The following is a 23,813-nucleotide window of genomic DNA, read 5'->3' as shown; positions in this document are numbered from 1 at the left end:
CTCTCCTACCTACTGGTCCAAAAATTGTCGAAACGGCATCTGGGCTGTCGCATCTAGTAGTTTCGCCACATCTCGAATTTGTTGGGCTTTGACGATCGGCGCCCTCGTGTTCACTTGTTTCATCCACGGCTCATAATCCGCGCGTGAGATGAACTGAGTCGACCGAATTTCAGGCACATGATCGAAATAGCCTTGTGGGGCCACCGTCACTTTTTGGATGACCCCGTCATAGGACGGAAGAAACTGTCGAACGATTTCTTCGGTGCGCGTCAACGCGATGAGCGGGTTGACTACACGTTTATTTTCCCCTTTGAGCGGTTGATGAATCCACGTCTTCTGCTTCGATATGTGATAGATGCTGCGGTCGCCGTCGAGCCATTCGACCAGGTAAATATGCGATGGTCCGATGATGAGATGGCTCAGTTCGACCGTCGCCCCGTTCCATTCGACGACCGGACGATACATGAAGAAGTGTTGGTCGTTCCATTCGGATACCATCTTGCGATATCCGTATTCTCGCAAAAACGGCAACAACGGGACGTCCGCCTCGGTCGCCCCTTCACAGGCGTACTGCAGTTTTTGGATATGACGGCGGTTCGCGAGCAACGTCTGGAACTGCGACTCCGAGAGCGGTGTCGGTTCGAGCTCGATGCGTTCCGTACGGCGCCAAAATTTCCACCACGGGTTCTCAAACTCCATGATTTCGGGAGGATTCAACCGATTGGAATCGTGAAGACGACGCATGCGAGCGACATCGGACTCGACATACTCTTGAAAGCGATTGAACTGGTCGAGCATGTTTCGTTCATATTTAGATGTTACGTCAAAAATTTTAATCGGGATCGCCATGTGTCCTCCTCTGACCGCTGTAACGGAAATACTTCGACTGCCTCATAGGCAGGGGTATGGTTTGGATTGATTCGATAAAGTACGACCGTTTCAATCGGCTCCTCGATGGTAAACGTCGGGGCGATGTACGGGATTCGTGTGCCTGTGTCCCACTTCTTCGCGAGTGTGACGTGGGGGACGAACGGTTTACGGTCGAGTGCTGGAATCTCTTCGGATAACTTTCGTCGAAGCGTCCCGGTAAGCGCCGTCAAGTCCACGGACGGTTCCGGGACGATCGTCAAGACACGCGGACGATCCGGTCTACCGAAGTGGTCAATTTGCTGGAACGTCAGCACGAACGGGGCCGTCGACGTTGTCACTTCACGTGTGAGTTCTTTCACTGCCTCGACTTCATCATCGTCCAATGAACCGAGAAACTGAAGTGTCAAATGAAATTCCTCCGGACGATACGTCCGACGATACGAATAAAACGGCAAGATGTCCCGCTGTACATGTTCGAACTTTTCGTCCTCGATGGGTAGCGCCAAAAAATAATGTGTCGACATGCCATCATCCTTTCACTCGAAAACGTCTCAGTCCAAAGAAGAGGACCGCTCCTACGATGCTGACCACCGTGTACATCCAAAATACACCGATGATGCTGTTATATTCAATGATAAATCCACTGAGGAGGTTGAATCCGGCCGTCGCTAGTCCTGACGTGATGGCCATATAGACGCCAATCGCCGTCGAGACGACGTTGCGACTGACAAGGCTGCGGACAAATTGAAGTGCGACCGGAATCAATAATCCGACGACCAGTCCTTGAACGATGGCAAGAATCCAAACGACCCAAATCGGGGGCTCAAGTGCTAACCAGCCGTTGCGAAGCGCCGAAATCAAGGCGGCTCCCGCCAGCACGTTAACCGTACCTAGACGTGAGACGATTTGGTACGCCACTTTCATGAATGGAATTTCGCATAATACCGCGACAAGGAACAGTGTCCCGACGAGCGTCGTCGAGCCTCCGATGCTCGTCACATAAATTCCGAAGTAATAGTTATTCGCGTAAATCGGGCCGAAGACGAGCATGCCCCCAATCAAAAAGGCGATGAACGGCCCATTCCAGACGGCCGACCATTGGAACGGTGCCGTCGTGTGTACTTGCTTCGGTTCCTGTTCAGATACGCTCCGCACGAACAGCGTACCGATTGCCAGCATGACCGCGCTGAGTAAAAACGTACTCGCGAGGCCCCATGTCGTGTCCGAGATGCGACCCATGACGAACACCGCAATCGCAAATCCGGCCGATCCGAACAGCCGGATGGCCCCGTAGTCGATTTTGGCGCGTGACGTATACTCGAGTGTCATCATATCGACGAGCGGGATGTGTGCACATTGGAAGATGGACCAGGCAATCATCAATATAATAATCCATACGTAAGACGTCGCGAACAAGAACGTGAGCGATAAGGCAGCCGCCCCGAGCATCGCGATAATCAGCCAAGCCCGAACCCGCCCCGTTCGGTCGGCGAGCATGCCCCATAGCGGTTGGACACCGATTGAGAGGATCGGCATGATGGCGACGATTGTTCCGACCTGACCCGGAGACAAATCAAAACGTGACTGCGAGAAGAAAAGTGCCATGTAAGGAATGAGGGCTCCTTGGGCAAAGAAAATGGCGACGTAAATCGATTGAAACGATATTTTTTGTTGGTTCACAGTAAACTTCCTTCCTAACAGACAGAGAGCCGACCGAATCAGTCAGCTCTCACGGGTTATTATTTAGCGAGCTCATAAATCGCTTCCGCATAGATGGCGGCGGCGCGAAGTAAATCTTCAATTTCCATGTATTCATCGACTTGGTGGGCGACGTCTTTCGCTCCAGGGAACAGCGCCCCAAAAGCGACACCAGCCTCGAGCGAGCGCGCATACGTCCCTCCGCCGATGGCCATCAAGTGCGCTGACTCGCCGGTCTGACGCTCATAGACGCCTGCCAACGTTTTCACGAGCGGATGGTCTTCGGCCACATGGTGCGGCGGCATATGATGACGCGTCGACAGTTCGAACCCGAACGACAAGGCGATCTCTTTCAAGTTTTGCAACCGTTCCTCGAATTTCGCGGTGTATGGATAACGGATATTCACCGTCGCCGTCCGTTCGTCCCCTTGATAGCGGAACACGCCACCGTTAATCGTCAAATCACCCGTCTCATCACTCGCTTCGATACCGAGTGAAATCCCGCGTGAATCGGCGAACACGTGACGAATGAACTCGATGTAGCGCTCTCCTTGAATGTCGAGCGGGAGCGTCAACAAGAAGCCGGCGAGGACGTAGGCCGCGTTGACTCCGTTATCTGGTTCCATGGCGTGGGCGGCCACACCTTTCATCGTGAACGTATACGTCCCTTGGTCCCATGTGCACGTGCCGTCCGCTTCATATTTTTCGAGATACGCTTCAAACTTTTCTTCGAGAACGTCTTCTGTCTCGAGTACCGCTGTCGCAAAGTCCGGGACCATGTTCGGCCGTTCTCCGCTCACGAACGAGACCAAGTGATGTTTCGAGCCTGGCACCCGTTGAATTGGGAGCTGCTTCAAGACGCCATCGTATAGCCCCTTTTCAGCATTGATAATTGGAAAGTCAGCGTCCGGTGCGAAGCCATATGTCGGCATCGCCTCTTGTTTGAAGTATTCGCGGACACAACGCCATTCGCTCTCCTCGTCGCAACCTGCAATCAGGCGGACGCGTTTCGATAGCGGCAATCCAAGTTCCTTCACGATGCGCAGTCCGTAATAAGCAGCCATCGTCGGTCCTTTATCGTCATTGCTGCCACGGGCGAATATTTTCCCGTCGGCGATGGTAGGATTGAACGCCCCATACGTCCATCCCTCCCCAGCCGGCACCACGTCTAAGTGACAGAGGATGCCAACGATTTCTTCCCCTGACCCGTATTCTAAATGCCCCGCGTATCCGGCGACGTCTTTCGTAGCGAACCCGTCTCGCTCTCCGAGTGCAAACATGTAATCGAGAGCTCGGCGGACTTCAGGTCCAAACGGTTCGTTCGGGCCGGTCTTCGTCTCATCAAGCACGCTTGGGATTTGCAATAACCCTGTTAAATCTTCTAAAAATGCGTCTTTTCGTGCGTCGACTTCTTGTCTCCAATTCATATGGATCTCCCCTTTGCGAATGTTCTCTCCCTTATTAGTATATCCAAATGTTAGAAAGACGAACATTCATTTCGAAAATATTTTTTCGTTCGTCTTTTAGCCTTTTGTCTACGTCTTTACATATCCTTCATTCGATATTTACGTTCATAATCGTTTCTTTACATTTCGATTGTTCGTTCTTTTCCCTTGCAATTCTATGCAGGAGCGGTATACTAAAGGTGTAATTTTAGAAAATAACAATTTCATATTTCATTTGTCGTCCGTAGGTTTTGTCTTTCATCATTCTACGCATTGGGAGGTTATCCAATGAAAGGTTCAACAGATCGTATGCTAACCCGCATCAAGTCCATTTATTTGTTCATTAACGAAAGGGAATGCGTCACCACTTCTGAACTAGTAGAGGAGTTCGGGATCACATCACGCACCGTACAGCGTGATTTGAACGTGCTTGAATACAACAATCTGGTTGAAAGTCCGAGTCGCGGAACGTGGACATCATCAAAACGTTCGCTCAAGACGGCAAATTAAATAACAAGTTACGAGGGATTCCGGCAACGGGTCCCTTTTTTTGCGCCCAAAAAGGCACGTGTCGGCTGACACGTGCCTTCATTTCATGTGAAGAACAAGTCGACTTCTTCTTCGCTCAATTCCCGATACGCCCCGGGTTCGAGCGTCGGGTCGAGCTCGAGCTCGCCGATTTGGACCCGTTCGAGCTGCTCGACGTGTTTCCCGACCGCGGCAATCATCCGTTTTACTTGATGATACTTCCCTTCCGAGAGCGTCAGCCGGACCGTCGAACGACGTCCGGATTTGCTGATGAGCTCAAGTCGGGCCGGTTTCGTCGTATAGCCGTCCTCAAGCTCGACACCCTCGGCGAAGTGACGGACATCGTCTGTCGTCATCTCCCCGTCAACTTCGGCGACATACACTTTGTCGACATGTTTACGCGGTGACATGAGCGCATGATTGAACGCCCCATCGTTTGTGAGAAGCAACAGACCGGTCGTGTCCTTGTCGAGACGTCCGACCGGGAACAACTCGTAATGGGCGTAGGACGGGTCGATCAAATCGACGACCGTCGATTCGACCTTGTCCTCGGTCGCACTGATGACACCTACCGGCTTGTTCATCATCAAGTAGACGAACGGTTTGTACTCGACGACCTCGCCTTGCACGGTCACCCGTTCCGTTTCAAGGTTGACTTGACGTTTCGCGTCTTTGACAGGTTGGTCATCGACACGGACGACCCCTTGTTTCAGTAAAATCTTGACGTCTTTGCGCGAACCGTATCCCATGTTCGCCAATAATTTATCAATTCGCATTAAGCTTTCCTCCGATACTGGAATCGTTTCCCTAATAGTTTTCCGGCCAAGTGGCTTCTCCAACCGAGATAGCCGTATACGACGAGACCGATTCCGAAACCGACGATCGTGGCAACGATATCATTGCTCCAACTCGGTTCATTCCGGAGCGTGACGAACAGCGAGCCATACACGGCGATAAACATCGCGCCACCCATGGCAAACATGAGCATCGTCCGACGCAACAGTTGCTTATACGGAAACTGGAGCGCCCGTTGGATTTTCCAAACCATGAGGATAATCGCGACGATATAACCGGCGATCGTCGCATAACCAGCGCCGATCCCGCCGATTGCATACACGAACGGTACGTTGAGCACAGCTTTCGTGATGAGACCCATCGCCGTCGCGAAGATCGTGAAATATTGACGGTTGATCCCTTGCAGGATGGCCGCCGCCACCGAGTAATAAGCGAGGAAGAACGCACTCGGTGCGTAGTGGAGCAGGTAGACCCACCCTTCGCGGTCACCTGGGAACAACGTCCCGAACAACGGTTCCGCGAGCGCGACCAATCCGATGACGGCCGGGATGGTGACAAAGAACGATACTTGGAAAATATGGTTCACTTGATTGCGAACTTTGTTCATATCGCCGTGCGTGAACGATTTTGTCACGAGCGGGATGGTCGCCATCGACACACTCGCCGCAATCGATACCGGAATCAACACGATTTTATGGGCGTTCCCCGTCAAGAATCCGAACGCGGACGTCGCTTCGGCGACCGACTTCCCAGAGTTGAGCAACGTATTGACCATCGTCAACTGGTCGACGAACTGATAGAGCGGCGTCGACAGACCGACCATGACGATTGGAATCGAATAGCTGAGCAACTCGAGCAATAGTGATTTCATCGAACGGACCGGTGTGCCGGCCGGATTATCGGTTTGACGATGGATGTCTTTCCGTTTGCGCCAGTACATGGCGAGCACGACGATACTACCAATCGCACCGATAAAGGCGCTGAACGTCGCAATCGTGACGGCGAGCACTTTCAAACCGTTCAACTCGGTCGTCGCCACGGCAGCGGTGCCACCGAGCGAGTCGGCGAGCGGACGAATGAGTGCCGAGTCCGAGAAGACGAACAAGACGAGCATCGTCCCACTGAGCAGGAACATGATGCGGACAATCTGTTCGATGACCTGGGAGATGGCCGTCGGGGCCATGTCCTGATGTCCTTGGAAATAGCCGCGCACCATACTCATCGCTGGGATGAGCAGGAGGGCGAAACTGACGCTACGCGTGACGAGCGTCAACGAGTCGATATATTGCTGATTGTTCTCCGAGTTGCGGACCATGAGTTCCGATAACCACGGTGCTGAGAAGAACAGTAATAAAAAAGCGACGACTCCGGTCACGAGCATCAGCTTCATCCCTTGGCGGAACAAGCGCTGACTCGTGCCATATTCGCCGAGCGCATTATACTTGGCGATGAATTTCGATACGGCCACGGGAATCCCCGCCGTCGAAATGGCGATCATGAGCGCATAATAGGTGTACGCCGCCTGATAGAGCGTGACACCGGCAATCCCGACCATCGCTTGGAACGGGAACGTATAGAGCAGTCCGAGTGCACGTGAAATCAAATTTCCGGCTGACAGCAGCAGCGTGCCTTTGACGAAGGACTCTCGTCCTGAATCTTGTTTGACGCTTGATGACATGAGATACCTCCATCTATTGTTTCACAACTAATGTACCTAATTTTACAAAACGACCGTTTCTCATTATACTCTTACTGTTGCAGATAATAAAGTTACGAATTTGATTTGAAAGAGAAACGAGGGATACCATGATGAAAGATGTAATCGTCATCGGAGGAGGCCCAAGCGGTCTGATGGCGACCTATGCCGCCGCCAAAGCCGGAGCGAACACGCTCCTAATTGATAAAGGTTCGAAGCTCGGACGCAAGCTCGCCATTTCTGGCGGAGGACGCTGTAACGTGACGAACCGCAAGCCCGTCGACGAGTTGATTCAATTCATCCCGGGGAACGGACGCTTCTTATATAGCGCCCTCGCCCAGTTCGACAACCAGTCGATTATCGACTTGTTCACCGGGTTCGGCATCCCGTTAAAAGAGGAAGATAACGGCCGGATGTTCCCGGTGACGGATAAAGCGCAAGACGTCGTCAACACGCTCCTCGGGGCCATCGACCAACTCGGTGTCGAGATTCGCAAAAATGCGAAAGTGAAGACGCTCCATTTTAATGAAGCAAATGAGTTCGAAGCGGTCGAACTCGAGGACGGCGAGCGGATTGAGGCCGGCGCTTGCGTCATCGCCGTCGGTGGACAATCTGTCCCTCACACCGGCTCGACCGGGGACGGCTATCCATGGGCCGAGAAAGCCGGCCATACGATCACCGAGCTGTTCCCGACTGAAGTACCGATTTTGTTGAACGATGCGTTCATCGGCACGAAACAGCTGCAAGGGCTGTCGCTCCGTGACGTCGCCCTCACCGTTCACGGCAAGAAAGGCAAGCCGATTAAGACACACCGTGGCGACATGATTTTCACGCATTTCGGGATTTCGGGTCCGATTGCCCTCCGGTGCAGTCAATATACGATTAAAGAACGCAAACGTAGCAAAGAGCGCGTCGTCGCCCTCTCGCTCGACTTGTTCCCGGATATGGCACGTGACGAGCTGTATCAAGAGCTTTGGAACCAAGTGCAAGACCAACCGAAGCGGGCCGTTAAGAACGTCTGGAAAGGATTTATCCCGGAGCGTATGCTCGACTTGTTGTTGGCCGACCTCGCGTTCGGCGAAGAGGACGCGAGTCAACTGAAGAAACAATCGGTCATCGATTTCGCGACCCGATTGAAGACGTTCGAGTTGCACGCCACCGGAACGCTCGATTTCGATAAAGCGTTCGTCACGGGCGGCGGCGTTTCCGTCAAAGAAATCGCCCCACAGACGATGATGTCGAAGAAAGCAGACGGCTTGTTCTTCGCCGGCGAAGTGCTCGATATTCACGGCTATACGGGTGGTTATAACATCACGGCCGCCTTCACGACCGGACACTGTGCCGGTTCACACGCGGCACAGTTCGCGGAACAGACGACCGTATAAACAAAGAGAGTCGATCGCACGTGCGATCGGCTCTCTTTTTAGTGTCACTGTTTTGCTTCAAGTTGACGTCTTACTTCCGCCTCGAGCTCTGGCTCGGGTGGCAACCAGCCTTCCGGCTTCATGACTTTATTGTCTGACGCACGGAGGATCGGCTTGCCGTCTGGTCCGAGCTTCGCCATATTGGCACGCTGCACGATTTCAAACAACGGAACCGGGTCGAGCCCGAGTTCGACGAAACTGCCCATCACGAAATAGAGGGCGTCCGTGAGCGCATCACCTTGTCCGACGAGGCGAGCGACGTCGTCCGTCGGCGGTGCGTCTTGGAGCGATTTTTGAACCGCCTGTTCGAATCCTTGTTGGAACGTGGCGACGGCAGCAAGGAACTCGTCTTCATTCCGTGCCGATTGATGTAAAAATTCGACGACAGCTTCTTCTGCCGTCCAGACCGAACGTTTGACAGCACGGTCTAAGCCGAGCGGTTGCGGTGCACTCGCCTCCGGGTGTCCGAACGTCTCGTGGAACTGGCGAACCTCTTCATAAAAGTAACGTTTGCTCATCTCATTCTCTCCTATCAGTCGACCGAGACGAAATCGTCAAGGTCGAACACATCTGGTCGCACGATGGCGAATATCTCATTGTCTTGCAGGAACATGCCGGTCGAGCCGTAGACGCGAGGTGTCACCATCTGTCCGTTCATCGTCCCTTCGTCCGGGTTGACCGTATAGAGGACGAGTTCTTCCGAATCAAGGACGTAAATGCGCCCTTGGCGTTCGACGAGGCCGACACCGCGGAAGTTCTCGAACTTCTGTTGAATCGAGGCGCTCATTCCTTCGGTCGTAAGCGGTTTTCTCGACTCAACAGCCCATTCCGTCTTCGGTTCCGGTGCTGCTTCAGCATCCGCTTCATCTGTCGTCGATGTCGAATCGTCGTCTGAATCGGTTTCCGACGATGTATCCGTTTCCGCCTCACTGTCGTTGGCCGTCTCTTCCTCGAGCGTCCGCTCTTGGACGTACAACAGTTCTACATCCGGCGTGTCCTCCAAACGGCTCATGATAATCAATCGTTTCGTCTCTTCATCGTAACCGAGGCCGAACAACCGATCTGTCGAGGCGATTCCTTTAATCAATTTGCGTCGTTGTTCCGTCCAACGGCCTTCTACCCGCTCGATTGTCACGAGAACCCCGTTCGCCGTGACGGCATATATCTTGTCTTCGGAAATCATGCGCATGCCGATGAACTCGCCGAACCGATAGGGTTGCCCTTCGTTCTCCAATATGAGCGACGAATTCACGCGATTGGCGTTCCCGCTCACTTCGAAGAACTCTTTATTTTTCGTCAAGACGAGATACGATCCGATCGTGTCACTATAATACACTTCATCAATCTCTTGAATCTGTTCAAGGGCATCGGTCGTATCGATGTCCTCCTCGTCCGGCGAGGCTTCGACGGGAGGTACCGAAGTCGATTGATGGCTCGTTTGAATATCGATTTTCTCAAACGTCGAGGCGATTTGGCTTTGGATGTCCTCGTCCGAAAAGACGAACACATAGCATAAAATCACACCGACGACGACGGCAAATAGCGTCGTATATAGTACGTATGAACGTTTCATGGACGTTTCGTCCCCTTTATATGCAGTATCGCCCTTTAGTGTAACAAACCCGACCCGAAAAGAAAACGACATGACGAAAAAGAAAGGAACGTGTGACAATGTCACACATTCCTTTGCTTATCCTACGACGATATTGACGAGTTTCCCTGGAACGACAATCACTTTGCGGACCGTCTTTCCTTCCGTGAACTCTTGAACGCGTTCGTTCGCAAGCGCATCGGCCTCGAGCGCTTCTTTCGAAGCGTCGCGGGCCACGTGCATCTTCGCACGAAGCTTCCCGTTCACTTGGATGACGACTTCAATCGTGTCGCTGACGAGTTTCGACTCATCGAACGCCGGCCATGCCGCGTACGTCAAGTCTTCTGTCATGCCGAGACGTTCCCATAACTCTTCGGCCAAGTGTGGCGCGACTGGGGACAGCATCTTGATGAAGTTGACCATCTCTTGTTTTGGAAGCGTGTCTTGTTTGTACGCCTCGTTGATGAAGACCATGAGTTGCGAGATTGCCGTGTTGAAACGGAGCGCCTCGTAGTCTTCTGTCACTTTCTTCACCGTCTGATGGTACGTCCGTTCGAAGTCGGCCGACGGAGCGCCGTCCGTGAGCTCCGTCTGGTCGAACAAGCGCCAGACGCGGTCAAGGAAGCGACGAGCGCCGTCAAGGCCGTTCGTCGACCAAGCGATGGCTGCGTCGAGCGGTCCCATGAACATCTCGTAAAGGCGAAGCGTGTCAGCACCGTGCGATTTGATAATATCGTCCGGGTTGACGACGTTCCCTTTTGACTTCGACATCTTCTCGTTGTTCTCACCGAGAATCATCCCTTGGTTATAGAGCTTTTGGAACGGCTCGTTCGTTGGAACGATGCCGATATCATAGAGCACTTTATGCCAGAAACGAGCGTAGAGCAAGTGTAGGACCGCGTGCTCCGTACCACCGATATATAAGTCGACCGGAAGCCAACGCTTCAACTTCTCTGGATCCGCAATCATGTCTTCATTGTGCGGATCGATGAAGCGAATGTAGTACCAGCAACTGCCGGCCCATTGTGGCATCGTGTTCGTCTCGCGACGCCCCTTCTCACCGGTCACAGGATCCGTGTACGTCAACCACTCGTCGGCGTTCGCAAGCGGTGATTCTCCCGTACCCGACGGCTTGATTTCATCGATAATCGGGAGTTCGAGCGGAAGCTCTTCAATCGCAACGGTCTTGAGCGTACCGTCTTCCATATGAATGATTGGAATCGGCTCGCCCCAATAGCGTTGACGGCTGAACAACCAATCGCGGAGACGATACGTCGTCTTCGCACGGCCAGTGCCGGCGAGTTCGAGTTCTTCGATGATTTTGGCGATCGCGTCGGCTTTATTGAGGCCGTCCAAGCTGCCTGAGTTGACGTGGACGCCGTCCTCGACGTAAGCCGCCTCATCCAAGTTGCCGCCTGTGACGACTTCACGGATCGGAAGGTCGAACGTCTTCGCGAACTCATAGTCGCGCTCATCATGTCCAGGTACGGCCATGACCGCGCCCGTGCCGTATGTCGACAACACGTAGTCAGCGATCCAAATCGGAAGCTTCTCCCCGTTGACCGGGTTGATGGCGTAAGCGCCGGTAAATACACCCGTCTTCTCTTTGGCGAGATCCGTCCGTTCGAGGTCTGTCTTTTTCGAGACTTCTTCGACGTACGCTTCGATGGCGACGACTTGTTCCGGTGTCGCGATTGCTTTCACAAACGGGTGCTCCGGTGCGAGCGTGACGTATGTCGCGCCGTAAAGTGTGTCCGGACGTGTTGTGAACACCGTCACGACTTTATCGTGACCGTCGACTTTGAAATCGACTTCGGCCCCGACCGACTTGCCGATCCAGTTGCGTTGCATCTCTTTGACGCTGTCTGGCCAGTCAAGCCCTTCTAAATCATCGAGCAAGCGCTCGGCGTATTCTGTGATACGAAGCACCCACTGCTTCATCGGCACACGGTAAACCGGGTGGCTTCCCCGCTCCGACAATCCGTCGATGACTTCTTCGTTGGCGAGTACCGTCCCGAGGGCCGGGCACCAGTTGACGGCGACTTCGTCGACATAGGCGAGTCCGCGGTCATGAAGTTGTGTGAAGATCCATTGCGTCCACTTGTAGTATTTCGGGTCGGTCGTGCTGATTTCACGATCCCAATCGTATGAGAAACCGAGCTCTTTCAATTGGCGGCGGAATGTGCCGATGTTGCGCTCTGTGAACTCGCGCGGGTCGTTCCCTGTGTCGAGGGCATATTGCTCGGCCGGAAGACCGAACGCGTCCCAACCCATTGGATGGAGGACGTTGAAGCCTTGCATCCGTTTCATGCGGGCGATGATGTCCGTCGCCGTGTAACCTTCCGGGTGACCGACGTGAAGTCCCGCTCCTGATGGATAAGGGAACATGTCAAGGACGTAGAAACACTCCTTGTCCGGGTCTTCTGTCGTCCGGAATGCATCTTTCTCGTCCCAACGCTTTTGCCATTTCGGCTCGATGTCTTGATGTTTAAAATAGTCCAACATTCATCCTCCTCTGCATAATAAAAAGCCTTCCGCCCCGGTAATGGGACGAAAGGCTTGAAAGCTTTCCGCGGTACCACCCATGTTGCATTTCTGCCACTTGAGACGCCGGTAACGAGGCGTAACTCCGGTTCACCCTACTGTTCGTTCAGGCGAACTGCTCCAAGGCGAGTTCTCGCGGTCCATATACCGGTTCACACCACCCACCGGCTCTCTACAAATACAGACGTCACGATACTATTCCTCTTCTACGCATGTGTATGATCTCACTCGTTCATTTTAGCCCAATCTGTTTTAGAGCGTCAACTTGATTTTTCAGGTACTCGGATGTCCTTCATGAAAATGAAGAACGCGAGCGCGATGGCCGTGAGCAAGAATAGCATTGTAAAGACGGCACCGATGCCGAATACGTCATAGACGAGACCCGACACGGTCGGACCGATCATCCGACCGACCGAGGCTGCGATATTGACGAGTCCTTGGAACTGACCTGCTTTCCCCGGCGGTGCGAGTTTCGCGGCAATCGTCGGAACGGCCGGCCAAATGAACATCTCCCCGATCGTCATGACGATCATCGCGACCATGAACATCGTGAAGCCCCCCGCGAACGGGACGACCGCGAAGGCAGCGAGGAAAATGACGGCGCCGACGATGAGTTGCTTCTTCAAATCATCTTCAAAGTAACGAAGCGCCCGGTTGAGGAGCGGTTGAGCGAACACGATCAAGGCTCCGTTCACCGTCCAAAGGAGTGAATATTGGCTGATTGTCACGCCAAGGTCTTTCGAATGGACGGCGATTGTCCCTTGCCACTGCACGTAAACGAACCAAAGGGCCGCGTAGCCGATGGCGACGAACCACATCGATTTCATCGTCGCACTCGATAACGTCGTCGCCGCAGCCTCAAGCTGCGACTGGACGACCGGACGTGCCGGGTCTTTCAAATAACGGAGCCCGAATAAGAGGACGACGACGAATAAGACCGATAAGAAGAAGTTGGCGTAGAAAATCAACTCGATATCGATGCGCGCAATCTGTCCGCTCATCGCTGTCCCGAGGGCGACCCCGACGTTTTGAGCGACGTAAATCGCGTTGAACGAACGGCGTCCGCCTTCCGGCCAAATCAAGCCGGCAAAGGCGTATACCGTCGGGAAGACGAGACCGCCGGAGAACCCGATTAAGCCGAGCCAGCCCAAGTAGCCGAGGAACGTGGCATGGAACAACAAGAACCCGAGCGAGCTCACGAGCAATAGGCCGACCGAGAGGATGAGCGTCCGCTTCCCGCCGATCCGGTCAAACAGCGTCCCCCCGATATAGTTCCCGGCAATGGCGAGCGCCGAGTTAACGAGCAACGCCACCCCTGCGAGCGTCATTGACTCGCCTAAATATCCATTTATATAGAGTGTGTTAAATGGCCATAAAAAAGACGCCGCCGTCGTATTGAGCGCCATCGCGATGACCAAAATCCATACCGAAATCGGCATTTTGTTGTTCATACCAGTTACTCCTTTCCTACCCGTTAAACGATAAAAATTCGGCACGACGGCCGAATCAAAAATAAGTCCTCCTCCAAGCTAACGGAACGCCTCATAACTGTCAAGAAAAATTACTTATTATGAAATAACGGTGACTTATCTTTGTGATAGCATGAGCAAAGAAGGAGAGGATATTCATGCAACATCCGTTTGGCGAAGCCAGATATCACAAATTAAATGAAGCATATCGCCGCGAGTTCGGCGGGAAAGTGTTTAAAGTACCGCTCGACGGGGGCTTCACTTGTCCGAACCGGGACGGGCTCGTCTCGAAGGGCGGGTGTACGTTCTGCTCGGATGACGGAAGTGGCGACTTCGCAGGCAATGCCTGTGATCCGATTTCGGTCCAATTCGCCGAAGTGAAGGCGCGGCTGCACCGAAAATGGAAACACGCCAGTTACATCGCCTACTTCCAAGCGTTCAGCAACACGTATGCCCCCGTCTCCCGGCTCCAGGAATTATTCGAGCCCGCCCTTGAGGAGGACGGTGTCGTCGGTCTATCGATCGCGACCCGACCGGACTGTCTGCCAGACGACGTCGTCGACTATCTCGCCGAGTTGAATGAACGGACGTCACTCACGGTCGAACTCGGCCTGCAGACGATTCACGATGCGACGGCGAGGAAAATCAATCGTGGTCACGACTACAAGACGTTCTTGGAAGGACTCGACAAACTCCGGCGACGCCAAATCAGCGTCGTTGTCCATATCATCAACGGTTTGCCGGGCGAGACGACGGACATGATGCTCGACACGGCGCGAGAAGTTGCTAAAATGGACGTACAAGGAATCAAGATTCATTTGCTCCACGTCTTGAAGCAGACCCCGCTCGCCAGACAATACGAAAAAGGACTGCTCGAGCTCATGGACGAGACGACTTACGTCTCGCTCGTCTGTGATCAATTGGAAGTATTACCGCCCGAGATGGTCATCCATCGTCTGACCGGTGACGGTCCACCCGATCTGTTGATCGGTCCGACGTGGAGCCGGCACAAGATGGCCGTCCTAAACGCCATCGATGCCGAATTAATGCGTCGTGATTCTTTCCAAGGAAAAAAGAAGGATGAGAGCCATGGGATTAATGAGAGTTTTACCGTTCGCGAAATACCTACTTCGTGAACATGTGACGCCAGGTGCCGTCGCCATCGATATGACGGCCGGCAACGGGCACGACACATTGTTTTTAGCCGAACTCGTCGAAGCGACGGGACATGTCTATGCGTTCGACGTTCAAGCCGCGGCGGTCGAGGCAACACGGACTCGTATCGAGGAGGCAACATTGACGGACCGTGTCACCGTCATTCATGATAGCCACGACACGGTCCGGGACATCGTGGCAGACGAGACACGCCCAATCACAGCGGCCGTGTTCAATCTCGGTTATTTACCAGGGAGCGACAAGTCGGTCACGACGACCGGCAATACGACCATCGACGCCCTCGAGCAACTGCTCGACGTCATGGCCGTCGGTGGCGTCATCGTCGTCGTCATCTATCACGGCCATGAGAGTGGCAAAGTCGAGCGTGACGAGGTGCTCGCGTATACCGAGGCACTCGATCAAAAGCGGGCTGGCGTCCTCCGTTACGGCTTCATCAATCAAATCAATCATCCCCCGTTCATCGTGGCGATTGAAAAACGAGAATAAAAACAGGCGACTCATGCGAGTCGCCTGTCTTCATTCTCGAATCAATTCATAAAACGTGATGAGCGTCTCCGCGAATTTCGTATTCAATCGTTCGTAGCCGAAATGTGGGAATCCTTCGAGTCGGCGGATATACACTTGATCGCCACCGATTTTCCGACAGACGTTGAGTGTCAATTTCACATCGGCGAAGCGGTCGTCCGGTGCATAGAAGCAAGCGAGCGGCAGACGCGGTAGATGTTTTTTCTCTTCTTGATGTTCGACGATCTCTTCTTCGATTTCACGGTATTGACCGTACGTGATCTCTCCGAAGCGCGACGACTCTTCCCCGCCACCCATGAACGTCATCATGCCGAGCGGGAGGTCGGGACGGAAACGATCGACCGCACTGGCGACGACTTGCTTCAGTCCGCCGATTTGGCGGGACGGATGCCAGTCGAATAGCGGTGAGATGTACGTCAGACTACCAAGCGGCACATCATATTCCTGGAGCAGACGGTTAGTCAACAACGCCCCGAGACTGAACGCGATGACGTGAATCGGTAGCTTGTATTGACTTGCCTCGCGCAACGTGTTCTTGATTAATAATTTATGGTCTTCCGCCGTCAATCCGACCGTCTGGCCGGTCACGACGAGGACTTCATACTCGTCCCGCAACCGTCCTAAAAACGCCTCACTTAACCGCGACGTGAACTGGAGCGGATATACGATCACGATGACCCCTTTTCGTGATTCTTCTTCATATGCCATGCTGTCACCTCATTTTGTTATCACATATCTTTATACTAACAAAAAACATCAGCCCAGACTGATGTTTGGTTGAAAATCCGTCTAGGGTCTTAGCGCGGGTCGTACCGTAAATGAATCAGCTCCATCGGTTGATCGTACACTTCCTCTTGGATGCGATTCAGTTCGATGAACGCCTCATGACTCAAAAAAGCGATGGCTTGCTCGTTCGAGCTTTCGACGTACAGCTCAATCGGTTGGACTTTCCGCTCCCGTAGATGCGACAACAGCGCTGTCCCGAGACCTTGGCGGTGATGAGCCGGATGAAGATAGAGACGGAGTACTTCCCATGTGTCCCCGCGGTCGATGGCGTGATAGAATCCGATGACGTCGCCTTCGGCCTCACCGACAATGAACAACTGCTCTTTCGCTTCCTCGCTCGAACTGATGGCGCGGACGATCTCTTCTTGCTGATAGGCGCGTTCCATCACTTTCGAACGAACCTCGTCTTGTTCACTGACCGTCGCGAGCGCAATGTCGCGGATGGTGGCGGCATCTTCTGGCACGGCTTCTCGAATCTTCATAACGGCATCCCCCTTTTGGCCAATCTAGTAGTAACATTCCCCATCGGCAAAAAAATATCCTGCCCGTTCATTACTTTTTGATGTCGAAATGAAGGAAGACGTTATTTTCCATTTTGTGTCGGGTATAAGAGTATCAATGCCAACTTATAAAAAGGAGTGTTACCATGGAACCGAAACTACAACACGATCCACAAGTCGAGCAAGCCAATCATCCGAACCGTCAGTTTGAACAGACGAACACAGGAGGCCCAAAAATCACAGTCGTGACCGGGATGCTCCTCGGCGCCCTCGTCGGCGGCCTACTCGCCTTACTTAGCACGTCAAACCGTGAGAACACGAAACAATCGTTCTCGAGCGCGAAGTCATCGGTCGGCGGTCTCGTCGACACGGTCAAACAAGACCCGGCCGGAACGGCGTCACAAGTCATCGGTCAAGTGAAAGCAGCGACCGAGGTCATTCAAGACGTCGCGACCGACGTGCAAAACGTCTATGAAAAAGTCGCCGGTGAAGTCGACACGGTCAAACAAGACGTGAACAAAGTCGTCGGGACGGCACAAGAAGCGAAATCGGATTTACAATCTATTGGCGAGAAAGTCGTCGAAGCGAAAGATACCGCACTTGGCAAAGAGAACGCGACAACTGAAGACAAGCCGCAAGCCTAAAAAAAAACGACCTTTCGCGTGAAAGGTCGTTTTTCTATGCTTATGCGAAGCGTTTCGCGCCTTCTTCGAGCACTGCCGCTTTGTCCGTTTGCTCCCATGGGAGTTCAACGTCTGTACGACCGAAGTGGCCGTAAGCTGCTGTCTGCTTGTAAATCGGGCGACGAAGGTCGAGCATCTTGATGATGCCGGCCGGACGGAGGTCGAAGTTCTCACGAATGAGTTCGACGAGCTCAGTCTCGCTCAATTTGCCTGTGCCGAACGTATCAACCGCGATCGATACCGGGTGAGCAACACCGATTGCGTAAGCAAGTTGAACTTCTGCTTTGTCAGCAAGTCCCGCTGCAACGAGGTTTTTCGCCACGTAACGAGCTGCATACGCTGCTGAACGGTCAACTTTGGTAGGATCTTTACCTGAGAACGCGCCGCCGCCGTGACGAGCGTATCCACCGTACGTATCGACGATGATTTTGCGTCCTGTGAGACCTGCATCCCCTTGTGGTCCACCGATTACGAAGCGGCCAGTCGGGTTGATGAAGTATTTCGTGTCCGCGTCGATGAGTTCAGCCGGGATGACTGCATCGATGACGTGTTCTTTCAAATCAGCTTGGATTTGCTCGAGCGTGATGTCTTCCGCGTGTTGTGTCGAGATGACGATTGTGTCGATGCGAACTGGGTTGTTCGCTTCGTCGTATTCGACTGTCACTTGTGTCTTACCGTCTGGGCGAAGGTAAGCGAGCGTGCCGTTCTTACGAACTTCTGCCAAACGACGTGACAATTTGTGAGCGAGTGAAATCGGGAGCGGCATGAGTTCCGGCGTCTCTTTTGTTGCGTAACCGAACATGAGACCTTGGTCACCAGCACCGATCGCATCGATTTCTTCTTCAGTCATTTGTCCTTCACGAGCTTCGAGCGCTTGGTCAACACCTTGCGCGATGTCTACCGATTGCTCATCGATCGATGTGAGGACAGCACAAGTCTCTGCATCGAAACCATATTTCGCACGTGTGTAGCCGATCTCACGAACAGTTTCACGAACAACTTTCGGGATATCCACGTAAGTTGATGTTGTGATTTCACCTGCTACGAGCACGAGACCTGTTGTGACAGACGTCTCAGCCGCAACGCGGGCGTTTGGATCTTCAGCTAAAATTGCATCCAAAATCGCATCTGAGATTTGGTCACAAATTTTATCCGGATGTCCTTCCGTGACGGACTCCGAAGTGAAAAGTCGACGGTTCAAGTTTGCCATTTCGAAAAACCTCCTATAATAAAGGGTGATGTGTGGACGGTACTCGTTCCCCTTACGCGTTGCTTTGGGACGGTAATGAAAAAAACCTCTCGCCATGTTCAAATGGGAAAGGTTGAATCGTTCTTCCTTACCCTCTTATCGTTCGAAGCTTACGCTTCGCTTCAGGATAGCACCTTTTCCGAATAACAATGAAAAATCGGACGGTTGCTGGGCTTCGTAGGGCCTTGTTCCCTCCACCGCTCAGAATAAGAGTATCCGTTACGAAGACCATCATATAAATGACACCCCGTTCTGTCAAGCGTATCGACCGAATTCGTCAAACTTTTCACAAACGGTCAAATAGTTATGTTTGTGAAATATCAAACATTTTTTTGTCCGTTTTGGTTTTTGTACTATGACCTGGTACAGAATATGTTAGAATGACAATGTAAGAAAGCGCTTACTTTAAAGGGTAAAAAATGCTTGTTTTTGATTAGTATGTCACATATAATAAAAACGTCATACTGATTAAACGCGGAAGTATGCGGATTTCATCCACATCTATTTAGGGGAAAGGTGGGATTCAGGATGGCGACAACGCTCCTGAAAATCGAAGAATTAATTAAAGGTGCCGACATGATGCGGAACTTGACGGTTCCAGAACTGGTGGAAGAAGCCATTCGCAACGGTGAAGGCGTACTGACGAAAGACGGGGCTTTATCGGTCAGTACCGGGAAATTCACAGGACGGTCACCGAAAGACAAATTCGTCGTGCAAGATGAAGTCAGCAATCATTTAGTAGACTGGGGTCCAGTCAACCAACCGATCGCGGAAGAGAAGTTCACCGCGCTACTCGACAAAGTGTTGACGCACCTCGAAACGAAAGACAAGCTCTATTATCTCGAGGCTTCTGCGGGGGCAGACGAGCACTATACGCTCCCGGTCCGTGCCATCACGGAATACGCGTGGCACAATTTGTTCGCCAAACAGTTGTTCTTGCGTGAATGGCCGACGAAAGGTGCCTTCGAGCCCTTCACGGTCATCTATGCACCTAGTTATAAGGCCGACCCAATCATCGACGGGACGAACTCCGAAACGTTCATTCTCGTCTCATTCGCCAAGCGGACCATTCTGATCGGGGGAACAGAATACGGCGGCGAGATTAAAAAATCGATTTTCTCGGTCATGAACTTCCTGTTGCCGGAACAACATGTGTTATCGATGCACTGCTCGGCGAACGTATCGGACGCCGGCGAGACGGCCCTTTTCTTCGGTCTATCGGGAACTGGGAAGACGACACTGTCGGCCGACCCGGAACGCCATTTGATTGGGGATGACGAGCACGGTTGGTCACCCGACGGCGTCTTCAATATCGAGGGCGGTTGCTACGCGAAGACGATCAATTTGTCGCGCGAGAACGAGCCGGAAATCTACGATGCCATCCGTTTCGGCTCATTGATTGAGAACGTCGTCTTAGACGAGAACCGGGCACCGGATTATAAGAATATCTCGCTCACCGAGAACACACGGGCCGCCTATCCGATTCAATTCATCGATAACGCGATGCTTCCGTCACGGGCCGGTCATCCGAACACGATCGTCTTCTTGACGGCCGATGCATACGGGGTATTGCCTCCAATCAGCAAATTGACGAAAGAGCAGGCGATGTACCACTTCTTGTCAGGGTATACGTCAAAACTCGCTGGCACGGAGCGCGGCGTCACTGAACCACAGGCGACGTTCTCGACCTGCTTCGGGTCACCGTTCTTGCCACTCGCACCGGAGCGCTATGCGGACATGCTCGGTACGCTGATTGAAAAGCATGACGTCGACGTCTATCTCGTCAACACGGGTTGGACCGGCGGCGCGTACGGAGAAGGATCACGGATGAAGCTCGCCTATACACGGGCGATGGTGAACGCGGCGGTCAACGGCAAATTGCGTGACGTCGAGACGACGCGCCACGACATTTTCAATGTCGAGATTCCACGCCACATTGACGGCGTGCCAGGCGACGTGCTCAATCCGCGGGACACATGGAAAGACGGAGCGCGCTACGATGCCGAGGCAACGGCGCTCGCCCGGAAGTTCCAGGACAATTTCAAACGATTCACGAAAGCGAGTGAGGCGGTCGTTGCGGCCGGACCAATCATCGTATAACGAAAAATGAGACGATTGCCGATTCGGCAGTCGTCTCATTTTTTTGAGTTGGCGAGCATCCATTCCATCGCCGCATCGGTCGTCTTCCATTTTTCCCAAAACGGGAGTTGATGGGCGAATGGGACGACCCAAAGTTCGGCCCGCTCCCCCATCCGTTCCGCGACCGCCGTCGCATGGCGGAGGCGGACTTGTTCATCATCGGTGCCGTGAATCAACAACGTCGGTGCATCCCATTCCTTGTAGAGCGGCGAGCGCTCAACATAAGCGGCACGGGCCGCTTCCGGGTCGCCCCCGGTCATACGGCGCAACATCTTCCGCATCGAACGCTGTTCTTCATATGTCCACTCGAGATTGGTCACACCCGCCCATGACGTGACGGACGTGAGCGGTCGTTCCGCGGCGAGCGACAACGCCATCATGCCCCCGCGCGAGAAACCAAGGGCATGAATGAACGTATCCGTTCGACGGACGCGATCGTAGAGAGACAGGACGTCCTCTAGATCGGCGCCGCCGAAGTCCTCTTTCCCGCTCCCGCCATGGTTACCCCGGTAAACGGGCGCCACGACGTGAAAACCTTTGGCAGCGAACTGCATCAACCGGGGCAAACGCACATCCCCGATGCGTCCTGTTCCGCCGCGCAGATAGAACAGGACATGTCCGTTCGGCCGTTTCGGTGTGATCGTATAGGCGACGACGTCCTCACCGTCACGCGTCGCATACCAGCCACGATGGACCGGATAACCGGCGTACGGCGGCAGGACCTCGACCTTGTCAAACCAATTGTTTTTCATAGAGCACCTTCATCGTTTCCGGGAGCACCCGGTCTTTCATCATGAAGCTGTACCGATTGTTCCGGAGCAGATTCGTCGGCAATTCCTTCATAAGGACGGCCCCATCGGTCTCGTCGACCGCCGGATGATCGTCGAAACGTTCGATTTCGGCGAAATAAATATTTTTAATAACCGTGTCGCCACGCCCAAGCACGCGATATTGGCCGAGATAATGGAGCGTCTTCACGACACCGCCCGTCTCTTCATACACTTCCCGAATCGCGGCGTCATCCTCGTGTTCGCCGGGTTCGACTTTCCCACCCGGAAACTCGAGCCCGCGCTGCTTGTGCTTCGTCAGCACCCATTGATTTTCAAAGCGAGCGACGACCCAGACGTGGAGCGGTGTATCCGAAAATGGATAGTGCGCAAAGCTCAACTCGACTTTATTGTGATAGTAGTCCGTGAATGTCAACATAGTCCATCCCTTTCTTTCCCCTGTCTACTCTCACTTTACCTTGTCTTCCACTAGTTTCAAACAAAAAAATAGGCCCGCCGGAGCGGACCTACTCAAAATTATTGGTTCAAGCGCTTTTCAAGCTCAGCTTTTTGCTCTTCGTAACCTGGTTTTCCAAGCAACGCGAACATGTTCGCTTTATACGCTTCAACGCCTGGTTGGTTGAACGGATTCACTCCGAGGATGTATCCGCTCATCGCGCATGCCTTCTCGAAGAAGTAGAACAAGTAACCGAGGTGGTACGGCGTCATCTCTGGCAATTCGACGACGAGGTTCGGGACTTCTCCGTCCGTGTGGGCGAGGAGTGTTCCTTCAGCTGCCTTGTCGTTGACGAATTGAATCGTCTCACCAGCGAGGAAGTTCAAGCCATCGAGGTCTTGTGAATCTTCCGGCACGTTCATCGCGTGACGGACGTTCGTGACACGGATAACCGTCTCGAACAAGTCACGACGACCTTCCTGAATGTATTGTCCCATCGAGTGGAGATCCGTCGAGAAGTCGACTGCCGCCGGGAAAATCCCTTTGTTGTCTTTCCCTTCTGACTCGCCATAAAGCTGTTTCCACCACTCCGATACGTAATGCAAGGCTGGTTCGTAGTTGACGAGCAACTCGATCGACTTGCCTTTCGCATATAAAGCGTTACGGACGACCGCGTACTGGTACGCTTCGTTGTCCACCAAGTTCGGAGACGAGTAAGCCGTTTGGGCATCGCGTGCACCTTCCATGAGGGCGTCGATGTCGATGCCTGCTGCCGCGATCGGAAGGAGTCCGACCGGTGTGAGCACCGAGAAACGACCTCCAACGTCATCTGGAATCACGAACGTCTCGTAGCCTTCTGCATCCGCGAGCGTCTTCAAGGCGCCACGGGCACGGTCTGTCGTCGCATAAATGCGTTCACGTGCGCCATCTTGACCATACTTGTCTTCCATGAACTGTTTGAGGACACGGAACGCGATGGCCGGTTCAGTCGTCGTTCCCGATTTCGAGATGACGTTGACTGAGACGTCCTTGCCTTCGAGCACTTGGAGCAACTCCGTCAAGTATGTCGACGAGATGTTGTGGCCGGCGAAGAAGACTTGTGGTGCGTTGCGTTCTTCCTTAGATAACACGTTGAAGAATGAATGTTGGAGCATCTCGATTGCCGCGCGTGCGCCGAGGTATGATCCACCGATTCCGACGACGACGAGGACGTCCGAATTTTCACGGATTCGTTCCGCAGCCGCTTTGATGCGAGCAAACTCATCCGTATCGTAGTTTGTTGGAAGGTCGACCCACCCAAGGAAATCGCTACCTGCCCCACTGCGGTCATGAATGACCGAATGCATTGCTTTCACGGTTTCTTGCAATTGATCGACTTCATGTTCCCCGACGAAAGACAGGGCGTTTGAATAATCGAAACGTACTGTTGACATGTCATTTCCTCCTTTAAATCGCTCATTGAAGAGCCATA

At 53.2% G+C, this 23,813-nt stretch carries 22 protein-coding genes, 1 riboswitch and 1 other annotated feature; of the genes, 6 read left to right on the top strand and 16 right to left on the bottom strand.

Annotated features, from left to right (window positions below; all coding sequences use genetic code 11):
* Window positions 1-9: 9 nt before the first annotated feature.
* The 4 genes from M467_RS18145 to pepV are packed head-to-tail and all read right to left on the bottom strand — an operon-like array spanning window position 10 to window position 3,995.
* Entirely contained in the window at window positions 10-849 is an 840-nt protein-coding gene (locus M467_RS18145) for an NERD domain-containing protein (RefSeq protein ID WP_081637898.1), read from the bottom strand.
* The gene (gene thpR, locus M467_RS18140; protein WP_021065566.1) at window positions 819-1,394 is read right to left on the bottom strand and encodes an RNA 2',3'-cyclic phosphodiesterase; all 576 of its coding nucleotides are present in this window, start codon (window positions 1,392-1,394) and stop codon (window positions 819-821) included. The genes M467_RS18145 and thpR overlap by 31 nt, the downstream gene beginning before the upstream one ends.
* Window positions 1,395-1,398: 4 nt before the next feature.
* On the bottom strand, window positions 1,399-2,550 hold the full coding sequence (locus tag M467_RS18135; protein WP_021065565.1) for an MFS transporter: 1,152 nt from the start codon (window positions 2,548-2,550) through the stop codon (window positions 1,399-1,401).
* 59 nt (window positions 2,551-2,609) lie between these two features.
* On the bottom strand, window positions 2,610-3,995 hold the full coding sequence (pepV, locus tag M467_RS18130) for a dipeptidase PepV (RefSeq protein WP_021065564.1): 1,386 nt from the start codon (window positions 3,993-3,995) through the stop codon (window positions 2,610-2,612).
* Between the two features lie 306 nt (window positions 3,996-4,301).
* Between pepV and M467_RS31575 the strand changes: the two genes are divergently transcribed.
* Window positions 4,302-4,523 (top strand): DeoR family transcriptional regulator, encoded by a 222-nt coding sequence (locus M467_RS31575; protein WP_081637897.1) that lies wholly within the window; start codon window positions 4,302-4,304, stop codon window positions 4,521-4,523.
* Between the two features lie 83 nt (window positions 4,524-4,606).
* Here the strand turns inward: M467_RS31575 and M467_RS18125 are convergent, their stop codons facing one another.
* Together M467_RS18125 and M467_RS18120 are read right to left on the bottom strand one after the other, a co-directional pair.
* Window positions 4,607-5,317 carry a pseudouridine synthase gene (locus M467_RS18125; protein WP_021065563.1) on the bottom strand — a complete coding sequence of 237 codons (711 nt, stop codon included), beginning with the start codon at window positions 5,315-5,317 and terminating at the stop codon, window positions 4,607-4,609.
* Window positions 5,317-7,014 carry a putative polysaccharide biosynthesis protein gene (locus M467_RS18120; protein ID WP_021065562.1) on the bottom strand — a complete coding sequence of 566 codons (1,698 nt, stop codon included), beginning with the start codon at window positions 7,012-7,014 and terminating at the stop codon, window positions 5,317-5,319. Before M467_RS18120 ends, M467_RS18125 begins: the two co-directional genes overlap by 1 nt.
* A gap of 128 nt (window positions 7,015-7,142) precedes the next feature.
* Between M467_RS18120 and M467_RS18115 the strand changes: the two genes are divergently transcribed.
* Entirely contained in the window at window positions 7,143-8,417 is a 1,275-nt protein-coding gene (locus M467_RS18115; RefSeq protein WP_021065561.1) for a BaiN/RdsA family NAD(P)/FAD-dependent oxidoreductase, read from the top strand.
* A 44-nt stretch (window positions 8,418-8,461) separates the two neighbouring features.
* Here the strand turns inward: M467_RS18115 and M467_RS18110 are convergent, their stop codons facing one another.
* The 4 genes from M467_RS18110 to M467_RS18095 form a co-directional block, all read right to left on the bottom strand.
* Entirely contained in the window at window positions 8,462-8,974 is a 513-nt protein-coding gene (locus M467_RS18110; protein ID WP_021065560.1) for a pyrophosphohydrolase domain-containing protein, read from the bottom strand.
* Window positions 8,975-8,988: 14 nt separating this feature from the next.
* Window positions 8,989-10,029, bottom strand: coding sequence for a hypothetical protein (locus tag M467_RS18105; protein WP_021065559.1), 1,041 nt, complete (start codon window positions 10,027-10,029; stop codon window positions 8,989-8,991).
* A 117-nt stretch (window positions 10,030-10,146) separates the two neighbouring features.
* Window positions 10,147-12,552 carry a leucine--tRNA ligase gene (gene leuS, locus M467_RS18100; protein WP_021065558.1) on the bottom strand — a complete coding sequence of 802 codons (2,406 nt, stop codon included), beginning with the start codon at window positions 12,550-12,552 and terminating at the stop codon, window positions 10,147-10,149.
* A gap of 38 nt (window positions 12,553-12,590) precedes the next feature.
* Window positions 12,591-12,809 (bottom strand) — a binding site (T-box leader).
* Window positions 12,810-12,851: 42 nt separating this feature from the next.
* Window positions 12,852-14,042 (bottom strand): MDR family MFS transporter, encoded by a 1,191-nt coding sequence (locus tag M467_RS18095; RefSeq protein WP_021065557.1) that lies wholly within the window; start codon window positions 14,040-14,042, stop codon window positions 12,852-12,854.
* Between the two features lie 176 nt (window positions 14,043-14,218).
* Between M467_RS18095 and mnmL the strand changes: the two genes are divergently transcribed.
* Entirely contained in the window at window positions 14,219-15,196 is a 978-nt protein-coding gene (gene mnmL / locus M467_RS18090; RefSeq protein WP_021065556.1) for a tRNA modification radical SAM protein MnmL/YtqA, read from the top strand.
* Window positions 15,150-15,722 (top strand): tRNA 5-(aminomethyl)-2-thiouridylate-methyltransferase MnmM, encoded by a 573-nt coding sequence (gene mnmM, locus M467_RS18085; protein ID WP_021065555.1) that lies wholly within the window; start codon window positions 15,150-15,152, stop codon window positions 15,720-15,722. The genes mnmL and mnmM overlap by 47 nt, the downstream gene beginning before the upstream one ends.
* 30 nt (window positions 15,723-15,752) lie before the next feature.
* Here the strand turns inward: mnmM and M467_RS18080 are convergent, their stop codons facing one another.
* Both M467_RS18080 and M467_RS18075 read right to left on the bottom strand, forming a co-directional pair.
* The gene (locus M467_RS18080; RefSeq protein WP_021065554.1) at window positions 15,753-16,469 is read right to left on the bottom strand and encodes an alpha/beta fold hydrolase; all 717 of its coding nucleotides are present in this window, start codon (window positions 16,467-16,469) and stop codon (window positions 15,753-15,755) included.
* Between the two features lie 89 nt (window positions 16,470-16,558).
* Window positions 16,559-17,029, bottom strand: a complete 471-nt coding sequence (locus M467_RS18075; RefSeq protein ID WP_021065553.1) for a GNAT family N-acetyltransferase — start codon at window positions 17,027-17,029, stop codon at window positions 16,559-16,561.
* Between the two features lie 164 nt (window positions 17,030-17,193).
* Here M467_RS18075 and M467_RS18070 point away from each other — a divergent pair, with 164 nt between their 5' ends.
* Window positions 17,194-17,691: a hypothetical protein gene (locus M467_RS18070; RefSeq protein ID WP_021065552.1), complete on the top strand. Its 498-nt coding sequence runs from the start codon at window positions 17,194-17,196 to the stop codon at window positions 17,689-17,691.
* Window positions 17,692-17,731: 40 nt separating this feature from the next.
* Here M467_RS18070 and metK read toward each other — a convergent pair whose 3' ends face one another.
* The gene (gene metK / locus M467_RS18065) at window positions 17,732-18,940 is read right to left on the bottom strand and encodes a methionine adenosyltransferase (RefSeq protein ID WP_021065551.1); all 1,209 of its coding nucleotides are present in this window, start codon (window positions 18,938-18,940) and stop codon (window positions 17,732-17,734) included.
* Between the two features lie 132 nt (window positions 18,941-19,072).
* Window positions 19,073-19,192, bottom strand: a riboswitch (SAM riboswitch).
* Window positions 19,193-19,507: 315 nt separating this feature from the next.
* Between metK and pckA the strand changes: the two genes are divergently transcribed.
* Window positions 19,508-21,079: a phosphoenolpyruvate carboxykinase (ATP) gene (gene pckA, locus M467_RS18060; protein WP_021065550.1), complete on the top strand. Its 1,572-nt coding sequence runs from the start codon at window positions 19,508-19,510 to the stop codon at window positions 21,077-21,079.
* A 35-nt stretch (window positions 21,080-21,114) separates the two neighbouring features.
* Here pckA and M467_RS18055 read toward each other — a convergent pair whose 3' ends face one another.
* From M467_RS18055 to M467_RS18045, 3 genes are all read right to left on the bottom strand, one after another.
* Window positions 21,115-21,870 (bottom strand): alpha/beta hydrolase family protein, encoded by a 756-nt coding sequence (locus M467_RS18055; protein ID WP_021065549.1) that lies wholly within the window; start codon window positions 21,868-21,870, stop codon window positions 21,115-21,117.
* A complete protein-coding gene (gene ytkD, locus M467_RS18050) occupies window positions 21,851-22,324 on the bottom strand; it encodes an RNA deprotection pyrophosphohydrolase (protein ID WP_021065548.1) in 474 nt (157 codons plus the stop codon). Before ytkD ends, M467_RS18055 begins: the two co-directional genes overlap by 20 nt.
* Before the next feature lie 98 nt (window positions 22,325-22,422).
* Window positions 22,423-23,775 (bottom strand): glucose-6-phosphate isomerase, encoded by a 1,353-nt coding sequence (locus M467_RS18045; protein WP_021065547.1) that lies wholly within the window; start codon window positions 23,773-23,775, stop codon window positions 22,423-22,425.
* Between the last annotated feature and the right edge of the window lie 38 nt (window positions 23,776-23,813).

This window comes from Exiguobacterium chiriqhucha RW-2, from assembly GCF_000416965.1.
Classification (GTDB): domain Bacteria; phylum Bacillota; class Bacilli; order Exiguobacteriales; family Exiguobacteriaceae; genus Exiguobacterium; species Exiguobacterium chiriqhucha.
The sequence above is the reverse complement of the archived record's forward strand: the minus strand, read 5'-3'. Positions and strand labels throughout refer to the sequence as shown.